General features: G+C 64.4%; 16 protein-coding genes and 1 pseudogene. 12 read left to right on the forward strand and 5 right to left on the reverse strand.

Going from position 1 to position 17926, the window contains the following annotated elements:
* Positions 1 to 128: 128 nt before the first annotated feature.
* Positions 129 to 668 (reverse strand): annotated as a pseudogene (locus QMK24_RS33535) (transcriptional regulator); the annotation flags it as partial.
* A 1223-nt stretch (positions 669 to 1891) separates the two neighbouring features.
* Between QMK24_RS33535 and QMK24_RS33540 the strand changes: the two are divergent.
* The 7 genes from QMK24_RS33540 to QMK24_RS33570 all read left to right on the forward strand — a co-directional run bounded on the left by QMK24_RS33540 (position 1892) and on the right by QMK24_RS33570 (position 9437).
* Positions 1892 to 3067, forward strand: coding sequence for a cysteine--tRNA ligase (locus QMK24_RS33540; RefSeq protein ID WP_283470647.1), 1176 nt, complete (start codon positions 1892 to 1894; stop codon positions 3065 to 3067).
* Positions 3068 to 3080: 13 nt separating this feature from the next.
* The gene (locus QMK24_RS33545) at positions 3081 to 4220 is read left to right on the forward strand and encodes a sugar-transfer associated ATP-grasp domain-containing protein (RefSeq protein WP_283470648.1); all 1140 of its coding nucleotides are present in this window, start codon (positions 3081 to 3083) and stop codon (positions 4218 to 4220) included.
* Positions 4221 to 4558: 338 nt separating this feature from the next.
* The gene (locus QMK24_RS33550; RefSeq protein WP_283470651.1) at positions 4559 to 5566 is read left to right on the forward strand and encodes an ATP-grasp domain-containing protein; all 1008 of its coding nucleotides are present in this window, start codon (positions 4559 to 4561) and stop codon (positions 5564 to 5566) included.
* Positions 5563 to 6462, forward strand: coding sequence for a hypothetical protein (locus tag QMK24_RS33555; RefSeq protein WP_283470652.1), 900 nt, complete (start codon positions 5563 to 5565; stop codon positions 6460 to 6462). The genes QMK24_RS33550 and QMK24_RS33555 overlap by 4 nt, the downstream gene beginning before the upstream one ends.
* 130 nt (positions 6463 to 6592) lie before the next feature.
* Positions 6593 to 7966 carry a cysteine--tRNA ligase gene (gene cysS / locus QMK24_RS33560; protein WP_283470653.1) on the forward strand — a complete coding sequence of 458 codons (1374 nt, stop codon included), beginning with the start codon at positions 6593 to 6595 and terminating at the stop codon, positions 7964 to 7966.
* Positions 7967 to 8012: 46 nt separating this feature from the next.
* Entirely contained in the window at positions 8013 to 8549 is a 537-nt protein-coding gene (locus QMK24_RS33565; protein WP_283470654.1) for a 2OG-Fe(II) oxygenase, read from the forward strand.
* 312 nt (positions 8550 to 8861) lie between these two features.
* The gene (locus QMK24_RS33570; RefSeq protein WP_502962690.1) at positions 8862 to 9437 is read left to right on the forward strand and encodes an HD domain-containing protein; all 576 of its coding nucleotides are present in this window, start codon (positions 8862 to 8864) and stop codon (positions 9435 to 9437) included.
* Here the strand turns inward: QMK24_RS33570 and QMK24_RS33575 are convergent.
* Together QMK24_RS33575 and QMK24_RS33580 are read right to left on the reverse strand one after the other, a co-directional pair.
* Positions 9425 to 9892 carry an NUDIX hydrolase gene (locus tag QMK24_RS33575; protein ID WP_283470655.1) on the reverse strand — a complete coding sequence of 156 codons (468 nt, stop codon included), beginning with the start codon at positions 9890 to 9892 and terminating at the stop codon, positions 9425 to 9427. The genes QMK24_RS33570 and QMK24_RS33575 overlap by 13 nt on opposite strands.
* Positions 9879 to 10652, reverse strand: a complete 774-nt coding sequence (locus QMK24_RS33580) for an XRE family transcriptional regulator (RefSeq protein ID WP_283470656.1) — start codon at positions 10650 to 10652, stop codon at positions 9879 to 9881. The genes QMK24_RS33575 and QMK24_RS33580 overlap by 14 nt, the downstream gene beginning before the upstream one ends.
* Before the next feature lie 95 nt (positions 10653 to 10747).
* Between QMK24_RS33580 and QMK24_RS33585 the strand changes: the two genes are divergently transcribed.
* The 5 genes from QMK24_RS33585 to QMK24_RS33605 all read left to right on the forward strand — a co-directional run bounded on the left by QMK24_RS33585 (position 10748) and on the right by QMK24_RS33605 (position 14994).
* Positions 10748 to 11440: an HAD family hydrolase gene (locus QMK24_RS33585; RefSeq protein ID WP_283470657.1), complete on the forward strand. Its 693-nt coding sequence runs from the start codon at positions 10748 to 10750 to the stop codon at positions 11438 to 11440.
* 187 nt (positions 11441 to 11627) lie between these two features.
* The gene (locus QMK24_RS33590; protein WP_283470658.1) at positions 11628 to 12215 is read left to right on the forward strand and encodes a CYTH domain-containing protein; all 588 of its coding nucleotides are present in this window, start codon (positions 11628 to 11630) and stop codon (positions 12213 to 12215) included.
* Positions 12216 to 12745: 530 nt separating this feature from the next.
* A complete protein-coding gene (locus QMK24_RS33595; protein ID WP_283470659.1) occupies positions 12746 to 12907 on the forward strand; it encodes a hypothetical protein in 162 nt (53 codons plus the stop codon).
* Between the two features lie 81 nt (positions 12908 to 12988).
* Entirely contained in the window at positions 12989 to 14200 is a 1212-nt protein-coding gene (locus QMK24_RS33600) for a JmjC domain-containing protein (RefSeq protein ID WP_283470660.1), read from the forward strand.
* The gene (locus tag QMK24_RS33605) at positions 14134 to 14994 is read left to right on the forward strand and encodes an aldo/keto reductase (RefSeq protein ID WP_283470661.1); all 861 of its coding nucleotides are present in this window, start codon (positions 14134 to 14136) and stop codon (positions 14992 to 14994) included. Before QMK24_RS33600 ends, QMK24_RS33605 begins: the two co-directional genes overlap by 67 nt.
* On the opposite strand, the gene QMK24_RS33610 is transcribed toward QMK24_RS33605, so the two are convergent.
* Both QMK24_RS33610 and gltX read right to left on the reverse strand, forming a co-directional pair.
* A complete protein-coding gene (locus tag QMK24_RS33610; RefSeq protein ID WP_283470662.1) occupies positions 14982 to 15839 on the reverse strand; it encodes a hypothetical protein in 858 nt (285 codons plus the stop codon). The two genes, QMK24_RS33605 and QMK24_RS33610, sit on opposite strands and share 13 nt — an antisense overlap.
* A 506-nt stretch (positions 15840 to 16345) precedes the next feature.
* A complete protein-coding gene (gene gltX / locus QMK24_RS33615) occupies positions 16346 to 17713 on the reverse strand; it encodes a glutamate--tRNA ligase (protein WP_283470663.1) in 1368 nt (455 codons plus the stop codon).
* Positions 17714 to 17926: the final 213 nt, after the last annotated feature.

Below are 17926 nucleotides of genomic sequence, written 5' to 3' on the forward strand. Positions count from 1 at the left end.
TGGGTGTCGTAACCGCGTCACTACCAAGGGGCCCGTTCTTTCATGCCCGCAGCCGTACCCGTACCTCCGTACAGATGGTCACCCGTGCCGTACGCCTCGAACGAGATCCGGTTTGCCACAACGCACTAAGACTCGGCGAGGGCTGCGGCGAGGACGCGCCGGCCGGGATTGGCGGTCTCTGGCAGCAGCGCGCAGCCGAGCCGGGCGTGTGCAAGGACCGCGGGGTGCAGAGCGGCAGGGGCGACCGACCAGTAAAGGCGGCGATGGGAATGGGTGACGGCGGCGAAGTCCGTGCCCACACTGGCAGGTTGCATCACGGTCGAAGGTTGCACCGGGACCGTGGTGAGTCCGAAGACGGCCACGGTCTTGTCGACGACGCCTCGTCGCGCGGGGGCCGGGCGCTGGCCTTCCGTGCCCCAGGGAGGAGTGAATCCGAGTTCTTCAACGTTCTGCCCTAGGAGGTGGGTCAGGACGCGGCGGATGTCGGGTTGGGGCCACGGGGGGCTGGGGGACTCCCAGCGGCGGATTTGCCGAACCCCGACAGCCAGTCCCCGGATGCCCAGATGCGGTGCCGTGTTGGTGAGGGCATCTGCAAGGGCCTGCTGGGAGTTGTAGCCGGCAGCCACGCGCGCCGCCTTGAGCCGCGTATTGCCTGCGGGACGGGACACGAGCCACCTCCGGGTACGGAACGCTGGCTTGAGAGTCCCATGTGTGTCCTACGCGAGCCCAGAAACCGCCCACGTTCATGAAGTAAGTCCTGTAGAAGTCCTTCTGACGTCCCATCAAAGTCCTCGATGAGGACGTCCTGGCGCGGCCAAGATGGCATCTCAACACATGCACGCCTCAAGCTGCGGCAAGGAGCCGGTGCGCGATGCTCTCTGAGAAACCAACACGCCAGTGCACGCTCGACACCGTCGCGGACTGCCAGCTACAGGCCGCAGGAGTTCAGTGGGACGCCATCCGCGTTCCTCGCAGGATTGGCATGCGGGCTCTGGAAATACTCGGGTCACGCAGCGGTGCAGTGATTAGCGATCCGCCTGCATCTGCCCTCTACTGGTTCGTACGCGCCGGTTCGGCAGCCGAATGGGACGTGCCGGGTACACGCCCCCTCGGCAGGGATACGCAGCACGTTGTTGTACCTCCATGGCATCGCGTTCACGGGCCGGGTCCGCACTGGCGGATTTGCCCTGCCGACGGCCAACTGCTCACGGAAGTGAAGGCACTGCGCGCGGCGGTCCAGGACGCAATCGAGGCACCTGGGCCGATGGCCGAGCGAGCCGGCGGTGAGCTACCGCTGGGACACCTCGCTGACGGTGAGGACAGGTGATGGCTACGTGGGGGATGGGATCCATCCTCAAGAGCGATGTCACGAGGATTTCGGCGCTCGACTCGGCCTGGACGCAACGTCCCTTGGGGCTTCTCCTTCGGCATCCGGAGCTCGCCGATCGAGTCCAAGCCGATTTCCGAACAGACTCACGGACTCATCGCCGGGAAGCTGGCACCTCCTCGTCAGCGCCACGTCTTGCGTGCTCCTTCTCACCGAGCGAACTCGATGTCATTCACATAACCCGCACGCAGGGCGGCAGGGATGGTCGTCGACGCCCTGCACGCCTGACAGCGGTAGCCGTTACGAAGGAAGGAGGCGCATCCAGCTATACGGGAATTCGCTTGCCCCGATGCTGCCCCAGCTACATCACGCGGGTGATATCACCAGTCGGATGTGCACTCTCGCCCGTTCCGAAGCACGCTCATGGTCCGGCCGGCCGACAAGCAGGCCACCAGGTGTTAGCGTCCTCACCTTTTACAGCACTCTCGTCATGCCCGAGTCGGATGACGGGCTCCAGAAAAATGACATCCTGCACGGCTCGACGGTGACCGAAAGGACCGCGTGATGGAACTGTTCGACACCGCCACCAAAACACACAGGGAAGTGCAGCTCGGCGAGCAGGCCCTGATATATGTCTGCGGGATCACCCCATATGACGCGGCGCACTTGGGACACGCCTTCACGTTCCTCACGTACGACCTTTTGCAGCGCCGACTCCAGGATCTCGGAACCAATGTCCGGGTAGCGCGGAACATCACCGATGTTGACGAACCGATGTACACCAAGGCGAACGAGCTCGGCATGCACTACCTCGACCTCACCCATCAAGAAGTCACCGAGTTCCAGCGCATGATGCGCACCCTGAACTTGCTGGACCCAGACGCCGAGCCACGCCCCAGCCAGCACATCCCTGCCATCACCGACTCAGTCAAGGAACTGTTGCAGGGTGGCTTCGCGTACAACCTAGACGGAGACATCTACTTCGACATTGCAGCCTCGCCACGATTCGCGTCAGTCAGTGGATACCCCGAGTCGTTGATGCGCGGGTTCTCCGCCATGCGGGGCGGCGACCTCCAACGGCCGGGCAAGCGTCAGCCGCTGGACTTCCTGTTGTGGCGGTCGATCGCTGATCCGCGCGACCCAGCCGCGTGGGCCACGTCACTCGGCCGTGGCCGCCCTGGGTGGCACATCGAATGCAGCGTGATGTCCTACGTGCATCTTGGTCCGACCATCGACATTCATGGTGGCGGTTCGGACTTGATCTTCCCGCATCATGAGTGCGAGAACGCCCAGAGCACAGCCCTTGGCCGTGACCCGTACGTGAAGCACTGGATGCACACAGCGCCGCTACTCATGGGCGGGGAGAAGATGTCCAAGTCCCTGGGGAACCTCGTGTTCGTCCGCGACCTACTAGCTGACAACGACGCCGCGGCTGTGAGGATTGCCCTCCTGCGCTACCACTACCGCACCGGCGGCGAGTGGCAACCGGACCTTCTGCCCGAAGCCCACCAGCTCCTCGCCCGGATCACTCACGCCCTCAAACAGCCTGCGGGTCCAGACCCCCGCCCACACCTGGCCCGTATCCGCGAAGCGTTGGACCACGACCTCGACGCGCCGGCAGCAGTCCGCCATCTATCAGACATGACTGATGCGATCTGCTGCGGGGGCACCGTCCCGGGCGCAGCAGACGGACTCGGCGAAGCCCTGCACCTTCTGGGAATCGAACTCGCCGCCGGCTGAACGGAGGATCGTCATGAAGTTCAATCAGCAGACCAACAACGTCAACGAGACCTTCCGGAAAGCGGTCGCGCCACGGCTGCTGCTGCACAAGTGGCTCAGATATCAGATGCGACGCACGACAGCCGCCTATCTGCCCGCATACCGCAGGTCCACCAGCCGCAAGCCATCGACCATTGTGGCGGCCGAGGCGCTCCTATTAGCACTGCGCTGGAGGTGCCTCCCGTTCCACTACCTTCGCTATGGCCTGTACGACCAAAAGCACAGCATCCGGCAGATCCTTTCGTACCTGCCGGAGACGGTGTTCTACTACCGGCTACTGCCGGCAGTGAACCGAGACACCGTACTGTTGGACGACAAACTCTCCTGTAAACGTATTCTCACCTCCGCCGGGATCCATCAGCCTGCACTTCTGCTCAGCGGAGATGCCCACAAGTGCCTCGACGCCTCCGGGAAAATGGCCCCCACTTCCTCTCGGGCGCAGGTCTCCCAGGCCCTCGGGAGTAAGAGCGCGGTAGTGATCAAACCAGCGCGGTTCTCAAGCGGAGGGGAGGGGGTACGGGTCCTCCGGCACGAGGCTGGTCTCCTCTACGACAGCAGTACGCCCTTCTCCCTGCCCAGGTACGGTGCCGTGTGGGGTGAGTGGCTCATCGAGGAGTACATCGAGCAGCACCCGGACCTGGCAGCACTTCACAGCGCCTCCCTCAATACATTCAGGGTGATCACGACATGGCATCCGCGCGCTGGAGCCCGAGTCGTGGCTTGTGTCCTCAAGCTCGGCACTGGCACCGGCCTCGTGGATAACGCTCACAGCGGCGGCCTGTACGCGCGGGTTGACCGCGAAACCGGGCGACTCGACGGCCCTGGGTTCGATGAGAACTTCACCCAACACTCTCGACACCCGGGGTCTGGGGTCGTACTGGACGGCTACCAGCTCGGCATGATCGGCGAGGTCGCGGCACTAGCCGAGCATTGCGCGGCGCTGTTTCCACAAACCGCATTGATCGGCTGGGACATCGCCGTGGGCGCGAACGGACCGCTGATCGTCGAAGGGAACAGCAGCCCTGGCCTGACAAACATCCAGCGCACACACGGCGGGGTGGCGCTCACGCTCGGGCGATCTCTTCACCACGCCTATCGAAGCGAGTCCAGATGAGAGGGGGAATCGCACCACATCCTCGACCCGCGCGAGAAATCGTCGGCCTGACCCCTAGGCCGATCGATCTCCTGCCACTGCTCCGCGACGGACTGCTCACCACCTTGTGGTCCTGCGAGGCACCAGACCCCGGCTGGGCCGCGCACTTCAACATCGAGGTTCTATCCCTCGAACAGCTCTCCGGCGAGAGGGCTAGGTGGCGAAGCTCCGACCTTGACGTGTTGCTGCGTCACGCGCCCCAACTTCTGGCTCAGCAGGGGGCGGTCCATGTCGTGGGGTACTGCTTCAGTCCGGCATGGCGCGCGCTGGTCGCCCGCGGAGGGCGTGCGAGCCACACCGTGCTGTGGCTGGAAAACAAGATCGAAGCCCGCGAGTGGCTGCGCAGCATCGGGATGCCAGTACCGGTGAGCGCGACGGTTGCCACGGCTGGCCTGCGCTACAAGCGACTGTCGCGACTGCTCGGCCTGCAATTCGTTGTTCAGACGCCGGTCGGGTCGGGCGGTGCGGGCACATTCCTGATCCGCCGAGAGGAGGACATCGATGCGGCCGTAGCGCGCTATCCGGGCAACGGGCGATGGCTGGTCAGCTCATACGCCGGCGAAACCACCATGAACCACCATGGCCTCGTCTCCCCTCAAGGGGAGGTCACCGTCACCGCTCCGTCGATCCAATTAGCGAACCTACCCCAGGCCGGCTCCCGGTTTGGGGAGTACGCCGGGAGTGACTTCGCCCTGGCCGACGCGCTGCCGGCACGAGTGCTCCAGTCCGGCCGCAGCCTCACTGCCCGGCTCGGAGAACGCCTCGCCAAGCTGGGGCATCGGGGAATCTTCGGGATCGATTTCGCGGTCAACGAGCAAGAAGTGACCATCCTGGAGATAAATCCCCGTGTACAGGCGTCAACGTGGCTGCTGGGGGAGCTTGAGCGAGAGGCCGGTCAGTTGCCGACCTTGTGCCGCCACGTCACGGGGGCCCGCCTTGGCCCCTCTGCGGAGCACATTAGCGCGGGTGTACAGCTAGTTGTTCGGCATACCGGACCGCCACACCGTGTATCGCATCCACCCCGACCGGGCGTCTACTCCCTGGCGGACGACGGGGCTCGTTACGTACGCGCGGGCATTGGCCTGGCCGACTGCCATGCTGGTGAGTTCACGGTGAACGATGTCCCTCGCCCCGGAACGGTCGTGCTGCCCGGGGCGGCCATAGGGCGACTGGCTGGCCGGGCAACCCTCACCACGCCGCAAGGGCAGTGCCTGACGCGTAGCGGCATCGCCCTGATCAAGGCATTCCGTTCGCTGTTCGCCGATCGCGACTATGCCGCAAGCCAACGATTGGAGGAGCGGCCTTGAGTACCCGCGAGAGCAATCCGGCTCTGGAGTGTGCACGCTTAGCGATGCAGCCGCTGTTGGATGAGTTCATGTCTCGCTCTCAGACGCAGGCCATCTACGTCCTGTCGTCCAGTGCCTCCAGTCCCGGCAACCTCACAGTGTTCGACGAAGAGTCCGACTTTGATGTATCGCTCGTTCTCGATATCCCCATGGACCAGTCTCAATGGCGATCCCACCCCGAGGACACCTACCGGATTCTCGCCGACCGCATACCCACTTGGGTTCCGCCATTCCTCTTCTACGTTCCGGTGCCTTGGGGCCGAATGGAGGTCAACATCCACCAACTCATCCTGCCTTACGAAGATGATCCCCGCACGATCTGGCGGGGTGAGAAGTGCGACGTCTACCTCAACAAGAGTGAACAGTTGATGGACCGTGGAGGCGCCTTCGGTCGCCTGATCCGCCGCAAGGTCGAGCGGGGGCACTTCGCCCTCGTGCGGGAGCAGCAGCGGCTGGCCAACCGGGTGACGTGGGACGTGCGGGAGATGCCGCTACGTCAGGGTCGGCGCCTTGGTCCAGAGGCCGGGCACCACGTACTGAACGCGGCGCTGGAAGAAGTCATCGACTGCATCTACGTGACCGCCAACCAGTTCGTACCCAATCGCAAGTGGAAACTGGACTTGCTCCTGGGGCTCTCCCTTATCACGGGGGAACAGGCCGCGCTCCTGAAGGAGGTGATGCGCTGTGACCTGACCTTCGCAGATCTGCAACGCCGGATCCATGCCCTTGAGCGATTCTGCGAGAGCGCAGGTATCGCCGTGGCGGGCCCACAGGCAGAGGCCGTCCGAGCCATCTACCAGGAGAAGCTACAGGTCAGGGGCAAACAATGCGCTGCGCCCTCGGCGGATGTCGCCTGAGTCGAGTGTGCCAGCCCGCCAACTGTCGGTGGAACAGCGCGAGTTTTGCACACTACGCTCAGCTACGACACGCGCGCCCGAACGCCCTACTGGCCCCAAACGGGCCAGTGATCCGAAGAGATGACAACTCATGCCCCTCTACCTGCACAACACGCTGACCAGGCGAAAAGAGGAGTTCGTTCCCAGGACTCCCGGAGTCGTCCAGATGTTCGTATGCGGCCCCACCGTGTACAGCCTCAGCCATGTCGGCCACGCCAAGACCTACACGCAGTTCGATCTGATCGCCCGCTACTTGAAGAAGCGCGGGTATCGGGTGATCTATGCGCAAAATCTGACCGACGTGGACGACAAGATCATTGCCAAGGCATCCGAGGCTGGTGTCGACCCTCGCGACCTTGCTACCCGCTACGAGGCCGACTATCTCGACGACATGGCCGCCCTTCACAACACCAATGTGGACGTCTACGGCCGCGCTCACGACCACATCCCGCAGATTGTCGCCCAGATCCAGCAACTCATCGAACGGGGTCACGCCTATCAGCTCGAAGACGGCTGGTACTACGACCTGTCCACTTTCCCCGACTACGGCAAACTATCGGGGCGCACCGAGACGCGTCCGGAAGATTCGGTAGCCCGGATCGACGAGAATCAGTACAAGCGCAACCCGGGAGACTTCGCCCTCTGGAAGGCCCGCAAGGCGGATGAACCCTATTGGGACACTGCACTCGGCGCCGGCCGCCCTGGATGGCACATCGAAGACACGGCCATCACCGAGGCGCTCTTCGGACCCCAATACGATCTCCACGGCGGCGCGGTCGATCTGATCTTCCCTCATCACGAGGCTGAGGTCGCACAGATGGAAGCCGCATCCGGACGGGCCCCCCTCGTCCGCTACTGGATGCACACCGGGCTGCTGCGCATCAACGGCGAGAAGATGTCCAAGAGTACGGGCAACTTCCTGACCATCCGCGACGCTCTCAAGACCGCCGACTATCGGACCTTGCGGTACGTGTTCCTGTCCCATCATTACCGCTCAGCCATGGAACTCACCGACACCGTCATCGCCCAGTCCAGCGCAGCTCGTCGCCGAGTGGAGAACTTCGCTCGCCTGATCGACCCAGCGCAGCCCGAGAGCCAGCAGAGCATTTCCCTGATCTCCAGGAGCAGGGAGCGCATCTTTGAGCGGCTAGACGACGACCTTGACACCCCCGGCGCGCTCGCTGCCTTGTTCGACTTCATTCGGGAACAGAACAGGAGTGGAGAGGTTCCCGGACCATCATCTCGGGCGTTGCTGCAGGATGTTGACGATCTATTCGATGCATTCGACATCGAAGACCATTCAGGCAACGACGTGGCCATCGAGGCCGAATTGGCTGAGCGCCGGGCACTCCGTAGCGCCCATAAGTTCGAGGAAGCAGACGCCATCCGTAAGAGCCTCCAGGGCCGAGGAATCGTTCTAGAGGACACGACGGACACAACCCGCTGGTGGTACGAGGAAAGGTAACGTAGTCATGCACGCGATCCATTGGAAACTAAGAGGACCTCTCGTCGTGGAAGACGCCCTGCCTCAGCAGGTTTGCGACGAAATCCTGCAACACTTCAAACTCAGTGCTCCACGACCGCGTAGCTATCAGGGAATAGTCGACGAGGCGCTACGCAACTGCGAGTTTGCCGAGGTGCCTGGCGATCTGGCCGGGACAGTGACACAGCAAACGGCCGGCCTGGTCGAGGACTACTTCGGGGTGGCGACCCAGCCCATGGATGGACAACCCCAGGTCGTCTACCGTTACGGAGAAGGCGTCGGCTTCGTCACGCACCACGATGAGGTTACCGAGATTGAACTGCAGCGTGCGCGATCCAACGGCCAGCCAGTGCTGGGAGGAGACATCACAACGATCCTCTTCCTGAACTCGGCTGAGGACTACAGTGGCGGCGCGTTGTATTTCGAGGATCCCCAGCTCGAATTCCGCCCTCGCAAAGGGACGTTCGTAGCATTCCCCGCCACGCGGAAATTCCTACATGGCGTACGGCCTGTCCTCATCGGCGAACGCTACACACTCCTTGCGCGCCTGGCGGTTGCGGTATAGAGGGATTGGAATGGGTGCGCATATGCGTATCCATGAGCGCCGAAATTCGACCCGATCTGCCTGGGTGCCTCGCCTCTCAGGATCTTGCTTGAATCAGGGTATGCGTGCCACTGGTGCGCCATGCTTCTCCGCTGCTCTCCAGAATGGCCAAGGCGCCCTCCTCGATGCCGGCGATCATATCTGACTTGAGGGTGCGTAAGGCCACCACGTTCCGAATGCTGCATTTTGGGGACAAGTGTGAGTGATCATTCACGGAAGGTGCCCTGTGAGCGCGGAGAGGGCTCTGTTGACTGATGGGGGTGCTACCTGGGCATGAACCTGGCTATGGACGGGTCGATGGTGGACTGGGCGATGCGGGTGGGAGAAGCAGAGCTGAAAGCGACGCTTCCACGGCGCTGGGCGCACTCCAAGGGGGTTGCGTCCCGCGCGGCCGATCTCGCGCGGATCCTGGGGAAGGACGCCGGCCTGTTGATAACTGCCGCCACGCTCCACGACGTGGGGTACGCGCCCCGACTGGCGGTGACAGGCTTCCACCCACTCGACGGCGCCCGGTTCCTCCGGGATGTGCACAGCGCTGATGAGCCTCTGGTGCGGTTGGTGGCGAACCACTCGTTCGCAGTGCTGGAGGCTGATGAACGGGGGCTGCGGGAGGTACTGGAGCTGGAGTTCCCGTTGCTGGAGGAGCGTCTGCTGGTGGACGCGCTGGTCTATTGCGACATGACGACGACTCCTGACGGGGAGCGGACCTCTACCGAGGAGCGGGTGGCGGAGATCGTGGGCCGCTACGGGGCCGACAGTGTGGTGGGGCGGTTCATCCGTCGGGCGGCGCCGGAGATCTTCGCCGCTGTGGAACGGGTGGACGCGGCGCTGGCGACTCAGCCGAGGTAGGGGTACGTGCCGGCGAGGTAGTCGCCGATCTGCTGGCGCATGCTGGGGTGGATGTCGTATTGGTCGAGGTCCACAGGTTGGATGAAGCGGACGCCGTCGGCCTCGTCGTTGATGGTGGGCTCGCCGCCGACCGGGCGGCCGATGTACGTGTTCTCGTACTGCTGGCGGATCTCACCGTCGCTATAGGCGACGATATGGCTTGGATTGGTGTAGACGCCCAAGAAGCCGGTGATCTCGGCGATGATGCCGGTCTCCTCCAGGCATTCGCGTACCGCGCACTGTGCTGCCGTCTCGCCGATGTCCTGGGCACCGCCGGGCAGGGCCCACTGGCCCGTGTCGCGGCGGCGCTGAAGCAGGACGGCGCCGCTGTTGTCGACGACGAGCAGGTTGCTGGCGGGGATGAGGGTGTTCGCCTTGGGGGCGGTGGGGTCGTTGTAGTACTCAGTCCTGCCCATCTGCGGCGGTCCCTTCGTGGTTGGGCGTCCAGGGCCGTGCGCCGGCCCAGACAGCTTCGAAACTCCGAGCGTAGTTGTCGAACCACCCTGTGACATCAGCCCTTTTGAGATGGAGAAGAGGGTTGGCGCTCGCCGGTTGACCCCAGACGTGCGGGTTGACCAGCAAGTTGTCGTCGTAGCGGAACAGGGAGGTATAGAGCGTGGTGTCGTGCAGCCGCACCTCACACCCTGCCTCGGGTAGCAAGGTGCGGTAGTAGGTCAGCGAGGCTCGGATCTTGGCGGCGAGAGTGTCGCCGATGCCTTCCTCACGGCCCCGGATGGCGACGGCCTGGCCGGCCGGGTCACCGAAGCACAGACGCACGTGGACGCCGTCGGCCAAGCGCTCGGAGAGCATCTTGGCGACATGCGGGTTGGACTGTGCGAAGAACGTACCGGAGAAGACGAGGACGCAGATCTGCTCCTGGGCCTCCTGCAGCAGCGAGAGCCACATGTCCCGGGGAGCACTGGCCCTGTTCTGGTAGGTGCCGACAAGTTCGGTACCCAGTTCGACGCCATATCGACTGACACGTGGTTGAGGGACTGGCCAGAGGAACGTCTCTTCGACCCGCAGGTGCTGCGCGGCCCGGAACCGGTGCCGCGGGTGCGGCACGCGCCCGCCGAGCCAGCGGCCGACGGTCTTGGGATCCACCTCACAGAATTCGGCGAGCGACTCGGGCGAGACGCCGCGCTGGGCGAGTGCGGAGTGGAGTCGCTTGTTCACACATGCCATGGAAGCCGAGGCCGACATGGTGTAGCAAGGACGTATTGGGACGTTCTCATGGGGCCGAGGCAGGGGGGTGTCCCTACCCTGACTGCATGCGGCTCATCGTTCTCTGGGACATCGACCACACGCTCATCGACAACGCGGGGGTGAGCAAGGAAATTTACGCCGCTGCGTTCTCGGCGTTGGTGGGAGGTCAGCCCGCCGGGCCGGCGCGGACGGAGGGTCGTACAGACCGCCTGATCATGCGCGAGTTGTTCCTTCGCCACGGTCTCCCCGAGCCCGAGTGGCGGGTGGTCGAAGCTGCCCTAGTCCGCGCCGGGGAAGAGCGTCTCAGGGATCTCCGTCTGCGCGGGACTGCTCTGCCAGGAGTGCGCGACGCTTTGAAGGCGACCTCGGCACACGAGGGCTGGGTGTCCTCGATCCTGACAGGCAACATCGCAGCCAACGCCCGTGTGAAACTGTCGGCCTTTGGTCTTGATCCCTTTCTGGATCTGCCTGTTGGGGCCTACGGGGCCGACGCCGAGCAGCGTGCCGATCTGGTGACTGTCGCCAGGGAGCGGGCCCAGCGCCTACGCGGCGTACGGGCTGATGTCCCCGCCGTACTGGTGGGGGACACCCCCCGGGACGTGGAGGCCGCCCGTGCCACGGGCTCCGGGATCGTCGCGGTCGCTTCGGGCATCCACAGTCCGGGGGAGCTGCGTGCTGCCGGTGCATCCGTGGTGCTGCCGGATCTGTCGGATGCCGCGGGACTACTCGGCATTCTGGAGACCTTCGCAGCGCGCTGAAAACGTCCCAGGACGTCCTCACAGCTGTCCGTATACGCGGTGATGCGGTCCGTACGTGCTCGGTCACTATCGAGTCTCCAAGCAGGTCACTGTCCGAAGGAGGCTCACGCATGATCGAGAAATCCACCGGCATCCGCAGGATCGGGATGCTGCACCTGCGGTTATTCCGCAACGGGACGAAAGACTCATGAGGCGCGAGTATGGGGCCAAGTTCCTGGCCATCGACGTCGCCGGCCTCCAGGCTAAGGTGACCGGTCTTGGCGCCGTCCGGACGTTTTCACGTGCCCTCCTCACCCGCAAGATCTTTGAGAACGACGCCATCGAGGGCGGTGTCCGAGTCCATCTGCGGGACAAGGGCGTGCGATCGACGCTGGCATTGAATCGGATTTCCGATGCCACCGCGATCAACAACACGACGAAGATCGAGACCGAGGTCGCGGACGTGCGCGTCATGGCCGAGATCCTCCGCCGTCTTGGCATGCACGAGGTCGGCTACCAGGAGAACTACCGCGAGGAATGGCACCTGGGCGACGTCGCCTTCGCCTTCGACACCTGGCCGGGCCTCCCCACCTTCGTGGATATCGAGGGCCCCGACGAGGCGTCGGTACGCCAGGTCACCGCCCTGCTCGAACTCAACTACTCCGAGGCCCGGTTCGACAGCGTCGATGAGCTGTACAAGAGCGTGGTCGGCCGCGACATCCTCGACGAGCCTACCCTCCTCTTCGCCGTCACCGAGAAGGACGGTGCGGCGCCCGTAGCCGCCTCTCCCTACTGATCTTGATAGCTGATCTGTGCTGCCGGAACTGGCCATGCAGCACCGGGCAATACCTGGAATCGCAGAGTTCGACCGGGACGGTCTGCCCCCCGACTGCGGCGGACGACGGCAATCGATAGGTGAACGGACTCTGCTGGCTCTACTGCGGCAGCCGGTGGATCCGCGTCCTGTGGATCGGTGGTGAGTGTGGCTGGCACTCAGGCACCGATGTACACCGTCGGATCCTGCATCCAGGCACTTCAGGATCAGGTCTGGCAAGCCATCCTTCTCATGGTTGAGCCCACCCGACCGCCGCAGCCCGGCGATTCGGCCGGAACGGAGACACCCAGCGACCACCAGTGAGCAGAGGCAACGTGCAGGAGGAGGAATCCTGTGCTGCGGGTAAACGCTGTCCGGCTGCGAACGCCCCCAGGGTCCCGCCCCACGTGAATCCCCGACGACTGCAGGGCGACCCAACCCGCAGTGCCAGCGCCTGCGCGACAAACTTCCCGCCGGATCCGGCGGGAGAACGGTAAAGGAAGGAGCACCAAGTGGGAGACAAAGCGCCCCCGGTCGAGGAGGGCCTTCTGATCGCCGTGGAAGCCCTCGCGAGCGTCCACGACCGGCACGACAGCAACGCCTCCGACCCGGGGCAGGGCAGCTCGGGTGACGGCCCGTGGCCGGGTGGCGACGGTTTGAACCACGCCGAGTAGTCAGCAGTTCTCCGGCGGAGGGGTCGTGACTGCGGCCCCTCCGTCTCCCCGTCCCACCTGGATCAAGGAAGGGAACAGCCCATGGAGCACCGTTTGGTTCGTGCCATCGAGGAGGCATTGGGGTGGGATGGTCCAGGCCGGCTCGGCACAGAGTTTGCCAGGGGAAGCATCAGCGACCACTTGGTCCTGGGAAGAATTCTCACGCCTCCGCGCCTGCTCGACATGATCATGCGCAGGAGCCTCGCAAATCCCCAGTTCCGCTTCTTCAAGGGTGGCGGAGAACTGCACCCCGACGCGTACCTCACCCCGCAGATCACCCCTCGGGGCCAGGCGATCCCGATGGTGGACATGCGCCGCGTGGGCAGTCTTCTGCGCGAGGGCGCGACGCTGGTCCTGGACCAGTCGAACGTCTTCGATCCCACGATGGAAGTGGTCTGCCGCGCGATGCAGTGGTGGTCCCGGGAGCACGTCCAAGCGAACGTGTACCTGACCACGAACGACGCGTCCGGGTTCGATCTGCACTGGGACGACCACGACGTTCTCATCGTTCAACTGGCCGGCGAGAAGCAGTGGGAGGTGCGCGGCGCATCTCGGGCCGTGCCCATGTTCCGGGACGCGGAGCGGAACAACACCCCCAGCGAAGAGATCGTGTGGACTGGCACGATGAAGGCTGGCGACGTGATGCACATCCCGCGCGGCTACTGGCACGCGGCTACCCGCATCGGACGAGGTGGCGGCCACAGCACCCACGTCACCTTCGGGTTCGCCAAGCGCACCGCCGTGAACTGGCTGACCTGGCTCGCCGACTGGTCCCGCCGCGAGGAGGTGTTCCGCCATGACCTCGACCGCTGGGGCAGCCCCGAAGTGCAGAGGGCCCAACAACGGCTGCTGGCCACCGCTGCCTCCCGCTTGATCGATACCCGGGATCCTGCGGAGTTTCTCACGCTCCGCGAGCAGGAAGCCCCCGCGGCCCGGCACGTTCCGTTCTTGAGCATCTTCGGCCCGCTGGAGGCTGTGGCGTGTGTCGCGGAGTTCCCACCCCTGATCCGGGAGTGTGGGGAGACAGTCGAGGTGCTGTCCGCGGGTAAGAAACTCACCTTCGCGGTCAAGGCCCTGCCGGGGTTGCGCATGCTTCTGAGCGGTCATCCCGTACATCTGGATGATGCTGCACGTGTGGTGGGCGCCGAGATAGAGGTGCTGGCGAAGATCCTGGTGGAGGAGGAGTTGTGCGCGAATCTGACCCCCGAATTGTCCTCGGGCTACACCGGTCTCGTTACGAGCGCCGGATCCTGACCCACGCGTTGGACCTTGGTATCGACGCGATCGACACCAGCTTCAACTATCGCGGCTTCTCGGCCCATGCCGCCTTGGCGGACGTCGGAGGCGATCTCCTCTCCCGCTTCATGCTGTCCACAAAGGTCGGGTTCTTCCCAGCTGCCGGGCAGGCTGAGCACTCGCTTGATCCTGGCCGGCTCCGGCAAGCCGTAGAGCAGACGAACCATGACCTGGGGCGCTCACCGGACCTGGTGTTCCTGCACAACCCGGAACGCTCGCTGCCCGGATCTTCAGCCGAGTCGCGGGAGGTCTTAGGTATGGCTTGTGCTGCTCTGGAGAGAGCAGCGGCAGAAGGGCTGTGTGGAGCCTGGGGTATCTCCTCCTGGGATCCACGCCCGCTGCCCGGCCTCGTAGACGCAGCGCTGCCCAAGCCCGACGTGCTCATGGTCCGCGCCGGGCTCCTCGCCAGCCTCGACCTCCTGGAAGCCTCGGAAGCTCTGACCACTGGGTGGGATCTTGAAATGGCCCAGTTCTGGGGCATGAGTCCCTTCGGCGGCAGCACCAGAGACCCGCTGTGGGACAACCTCGACCCCCGGATATTCATCCGCAGCGATGCCGATGAACTCTCGGCCGTACAAGCCGCGTTCCGGACTGCCTACTGGCTACCTCGCGTAGGTGCGGTCACTGTCGGTTCAGACGACCCTTCCCACTTGCGAGAGCTGGTCGCGGCCCTGCGGTACGAGGTTGACGACACGAACCTGCGCATGTATCGGAAGCTCCTTCGTGAGCGGGCACGCCGTCAGTCCTTCTGAAGGTCCGCCGTAATCTGTGCCGACATCTGGCGTGCTGGTCCGAGGCGAGGATCCTCGGGGTGCGCATCGGGAGCCAGGATCTTCGCACAAGTGAACAAGGTCATCAGCCTGCCGTCCCGGGTCTCCAGGTCGCGACGCCGTTCATGGCGGACGCGCTCAGCCAAGGCCGGGACGGCCAAGGAATTGCCCCACAGGGACGCGGCATCCAGTCCCTGGGGAGCCATGCCCCAGTCCTCCCAGTCGAACAAACTGAACTCCGGCCCAGTCATGTTCGCCCAGTTGAGGTCCGCGTGCGCCGGCCACCATGTGCTCACCGTAGTGTCAACCCCGCCGGGTAGGAACCGGCGGACTGCCTCGGCGACGCCGCTTTGGGTGATCGTGACAGTGTCCGGGGTTGCGACGCGTCTCGTATGTTGAACGGCCAACGCGTCCATCGACGTATTCAGCGCCTGCCACCACTCATCCGGGAGTTCCGGATCAGCGACCAAGACGCTGCTGCCGATGGGCGCTCCGGGTAGAAGATCCGTCTCATCAGCACGCCACATCACAGCGTCGCCAGGCTGGCGCCAAACGATGGCTCGGTGCCACGGAGGCTTCACGATGCCTTCTAGAAGGGCGGCGCATTCAGTGCCGTTCCAACCCTGGCTTCCGATCTTTTCAAACCGGCGCCGCTCGATCCGCACCCACGTGTCGCGATCCGTACGTGCACCCAGCGAGCGGCGCTTTCGCACCAGCGTGCCCCGGTCCAAACGTGTCTGGAGGGAACGCTCGACCTCGCCGAGCACGCCTTCGATCGGCTCAACTCGCAAGTCGACCGAGACAGTAGCGGACATGGAAGACGACACTGAGCCTCCTTAGCGACTGACAGACGTTATCAAGAAGCCGGCCGTGCAGGATCCCAAGGAGCAGGCGAGACGCAGCAGACGCCTGAAGAGAGGTGACACTCCGGGGAGCACTGAGACTCTTCGGCACTTTCCGTGAAGTGGATCATCTAGCGATGATCGACCATCACCTGCGTCAGGCTCGGAAACAGGACTCTCAGCAGCTCAACAGCATGATCCCCAACCTTAGGGGGCTACACAAAGATCAGTGGCTTCACGGAAGGTGCCGAAGAGCCAGAACCGAGTCGCCGTTGACGGAGGGGCCACGCTTGAAGGCGGCTCCGCACAGAAGGAGGTGGGGGCGGCCATCAGCGGCGCCATCGCTGCCGAACAGCCACCACCGCACGACGCGGCGAATCGTCTCTCCATCCGCATGCAGCCGGGCGACCTGCTGTGGCGCCAAGTTCGACCCCGGCTATTTCGCCGATGCCTGGGGCAGCCTGCTGGCCAAGATCGTCTGAGATCGGGTGCTACTGAGCGGCCAGCCGCTCGGTAGCAGCATCCAGCCGGGCCAGCACGCGGTCACGGCCGAGCAGCTCCATGGACTCGAACAGCGGCAGGCCGATGGTGCGGCCGGTAACCGCAACCCGGATCGGAGCCTGGGCCTTGCCGAGCTTCAGCCCGTGCTTGGCGCCCACGGCTTCCAGTACAGCCTTGAGGTCGCCCGCGTTCCACGGAGCGGCGGCTAGATCGCTACGGGCGTCGCGCAATACGTCGGCGGCGCCCCCCTTCATCGCCTTGGCCCACGACGCCTCGTCGAAGACCGGCTGGTCCAGGAACAGGAAGTCCACGTTCGGCGTGATCTCCGACAGAACTGCCACCCGCGTCTGCGCCAGCGGCGCCACCGTCTCGAAGACGGCCTGGTCGAACGCCTCGGGCTTCCACGGCGCGTAGGGAGCCATCAGCCACGGCGCACACGCCGCCGCGAACGCCTCCGGGTCGAGTGCCCGGATGTACTCGCCGTTGAACGCTGCCAACTTCTTCACATCGAAGAACGCAGAGGACCCGTTCACGTCCTCAACGCGGAACAGCCGCTCCAGCTCCTCGTACGGCAGGATCTCCTGATCGCCGCCAGGGCCCCAGCCGAGAAGCATCAGGTAGTTGACCATCGCCTCCGACAGGTAGCCCTCGGCGAGGTAGTCCTCCAGCGCCACCTTGTCCCGGCGCTTGGAGAGCTTCTGCCGCTTCTCATTCACGATCACCGGCAGATGCGCCCACACCGGTGGCCTCGCACCCAGCGCCTCCCACAGCAGCTGCTGCTTCGGCGTGTTCGACAGGTGCTCCTCACCCCGGATGACCTGGGTGATTCCCTCGTCCAGGTCGTCGACGACGTTGGCGATAAGGAAGACTGGAGAGCCGTCCCCGCGGGCGATCACGAAGTCCTCGATCGCATTGTTCGGGAACGCTGGCTCCCCGCGGATCAGGTCGACGACCACGGTCTCGCCCTCGTCCGGAGTCCGGAACCGCATTGCCCGGCCCGCCTCGTACTCCAGCCCCCGGTCCCGGCAGAACCCGTCGTACCCGAGCTGCTGCGAGCCCGTCCGCTCCGAGACCTGCTCACGGGTGCAGTCGCAGTAGTACGCGCGCCCGGCCGTGAACAGCTGAAGACCGGCCTCGCGGTGACGGTCGGCGTTCTGGGACTGGAAGTACGGGCCCTCGAACGCGGCGTCGGAGTCATTGATGCCGATCGCGGAGAGGGCGCTGATGATGCCCTCGATCCACTCCGGCTTGTTCCGCGCAGCGTCGGTGTCCTCGATCCGCAGCACGAACGTGCCACCGGACTGTCGCGCCACCGCCCAGTTGTAGAGAGCGGACCGCGCCCCGCCGACATGAAACATGCCGGTCGGAGACGGGGCAAAACGAACACGGACCGGGACAGCAGACATACGGCAAGCCTACCGAATCCACAGCGCGGACTAGAGCACCGTCACGATGCATACCGCCCCCTCACGAAACTCCGCGGCGAACTTCCGACGCTTCTCCGCCATGACGACCAACATCCCTTGCTGTCGCGGCTCCACGCTACGATCCCGCTGATCGAGGAGTTCCGT

The sequence above is a fragment of the Streptomyces sp. PH10-H1 genome (assembly GCF_030063355.1).
Taxonomy (GTDB): domain Bacteria; phylum Actinomycetota; class Actinomycetes; order Streptomycetales; family Streptomycetaceae; genus Actinacidiphila.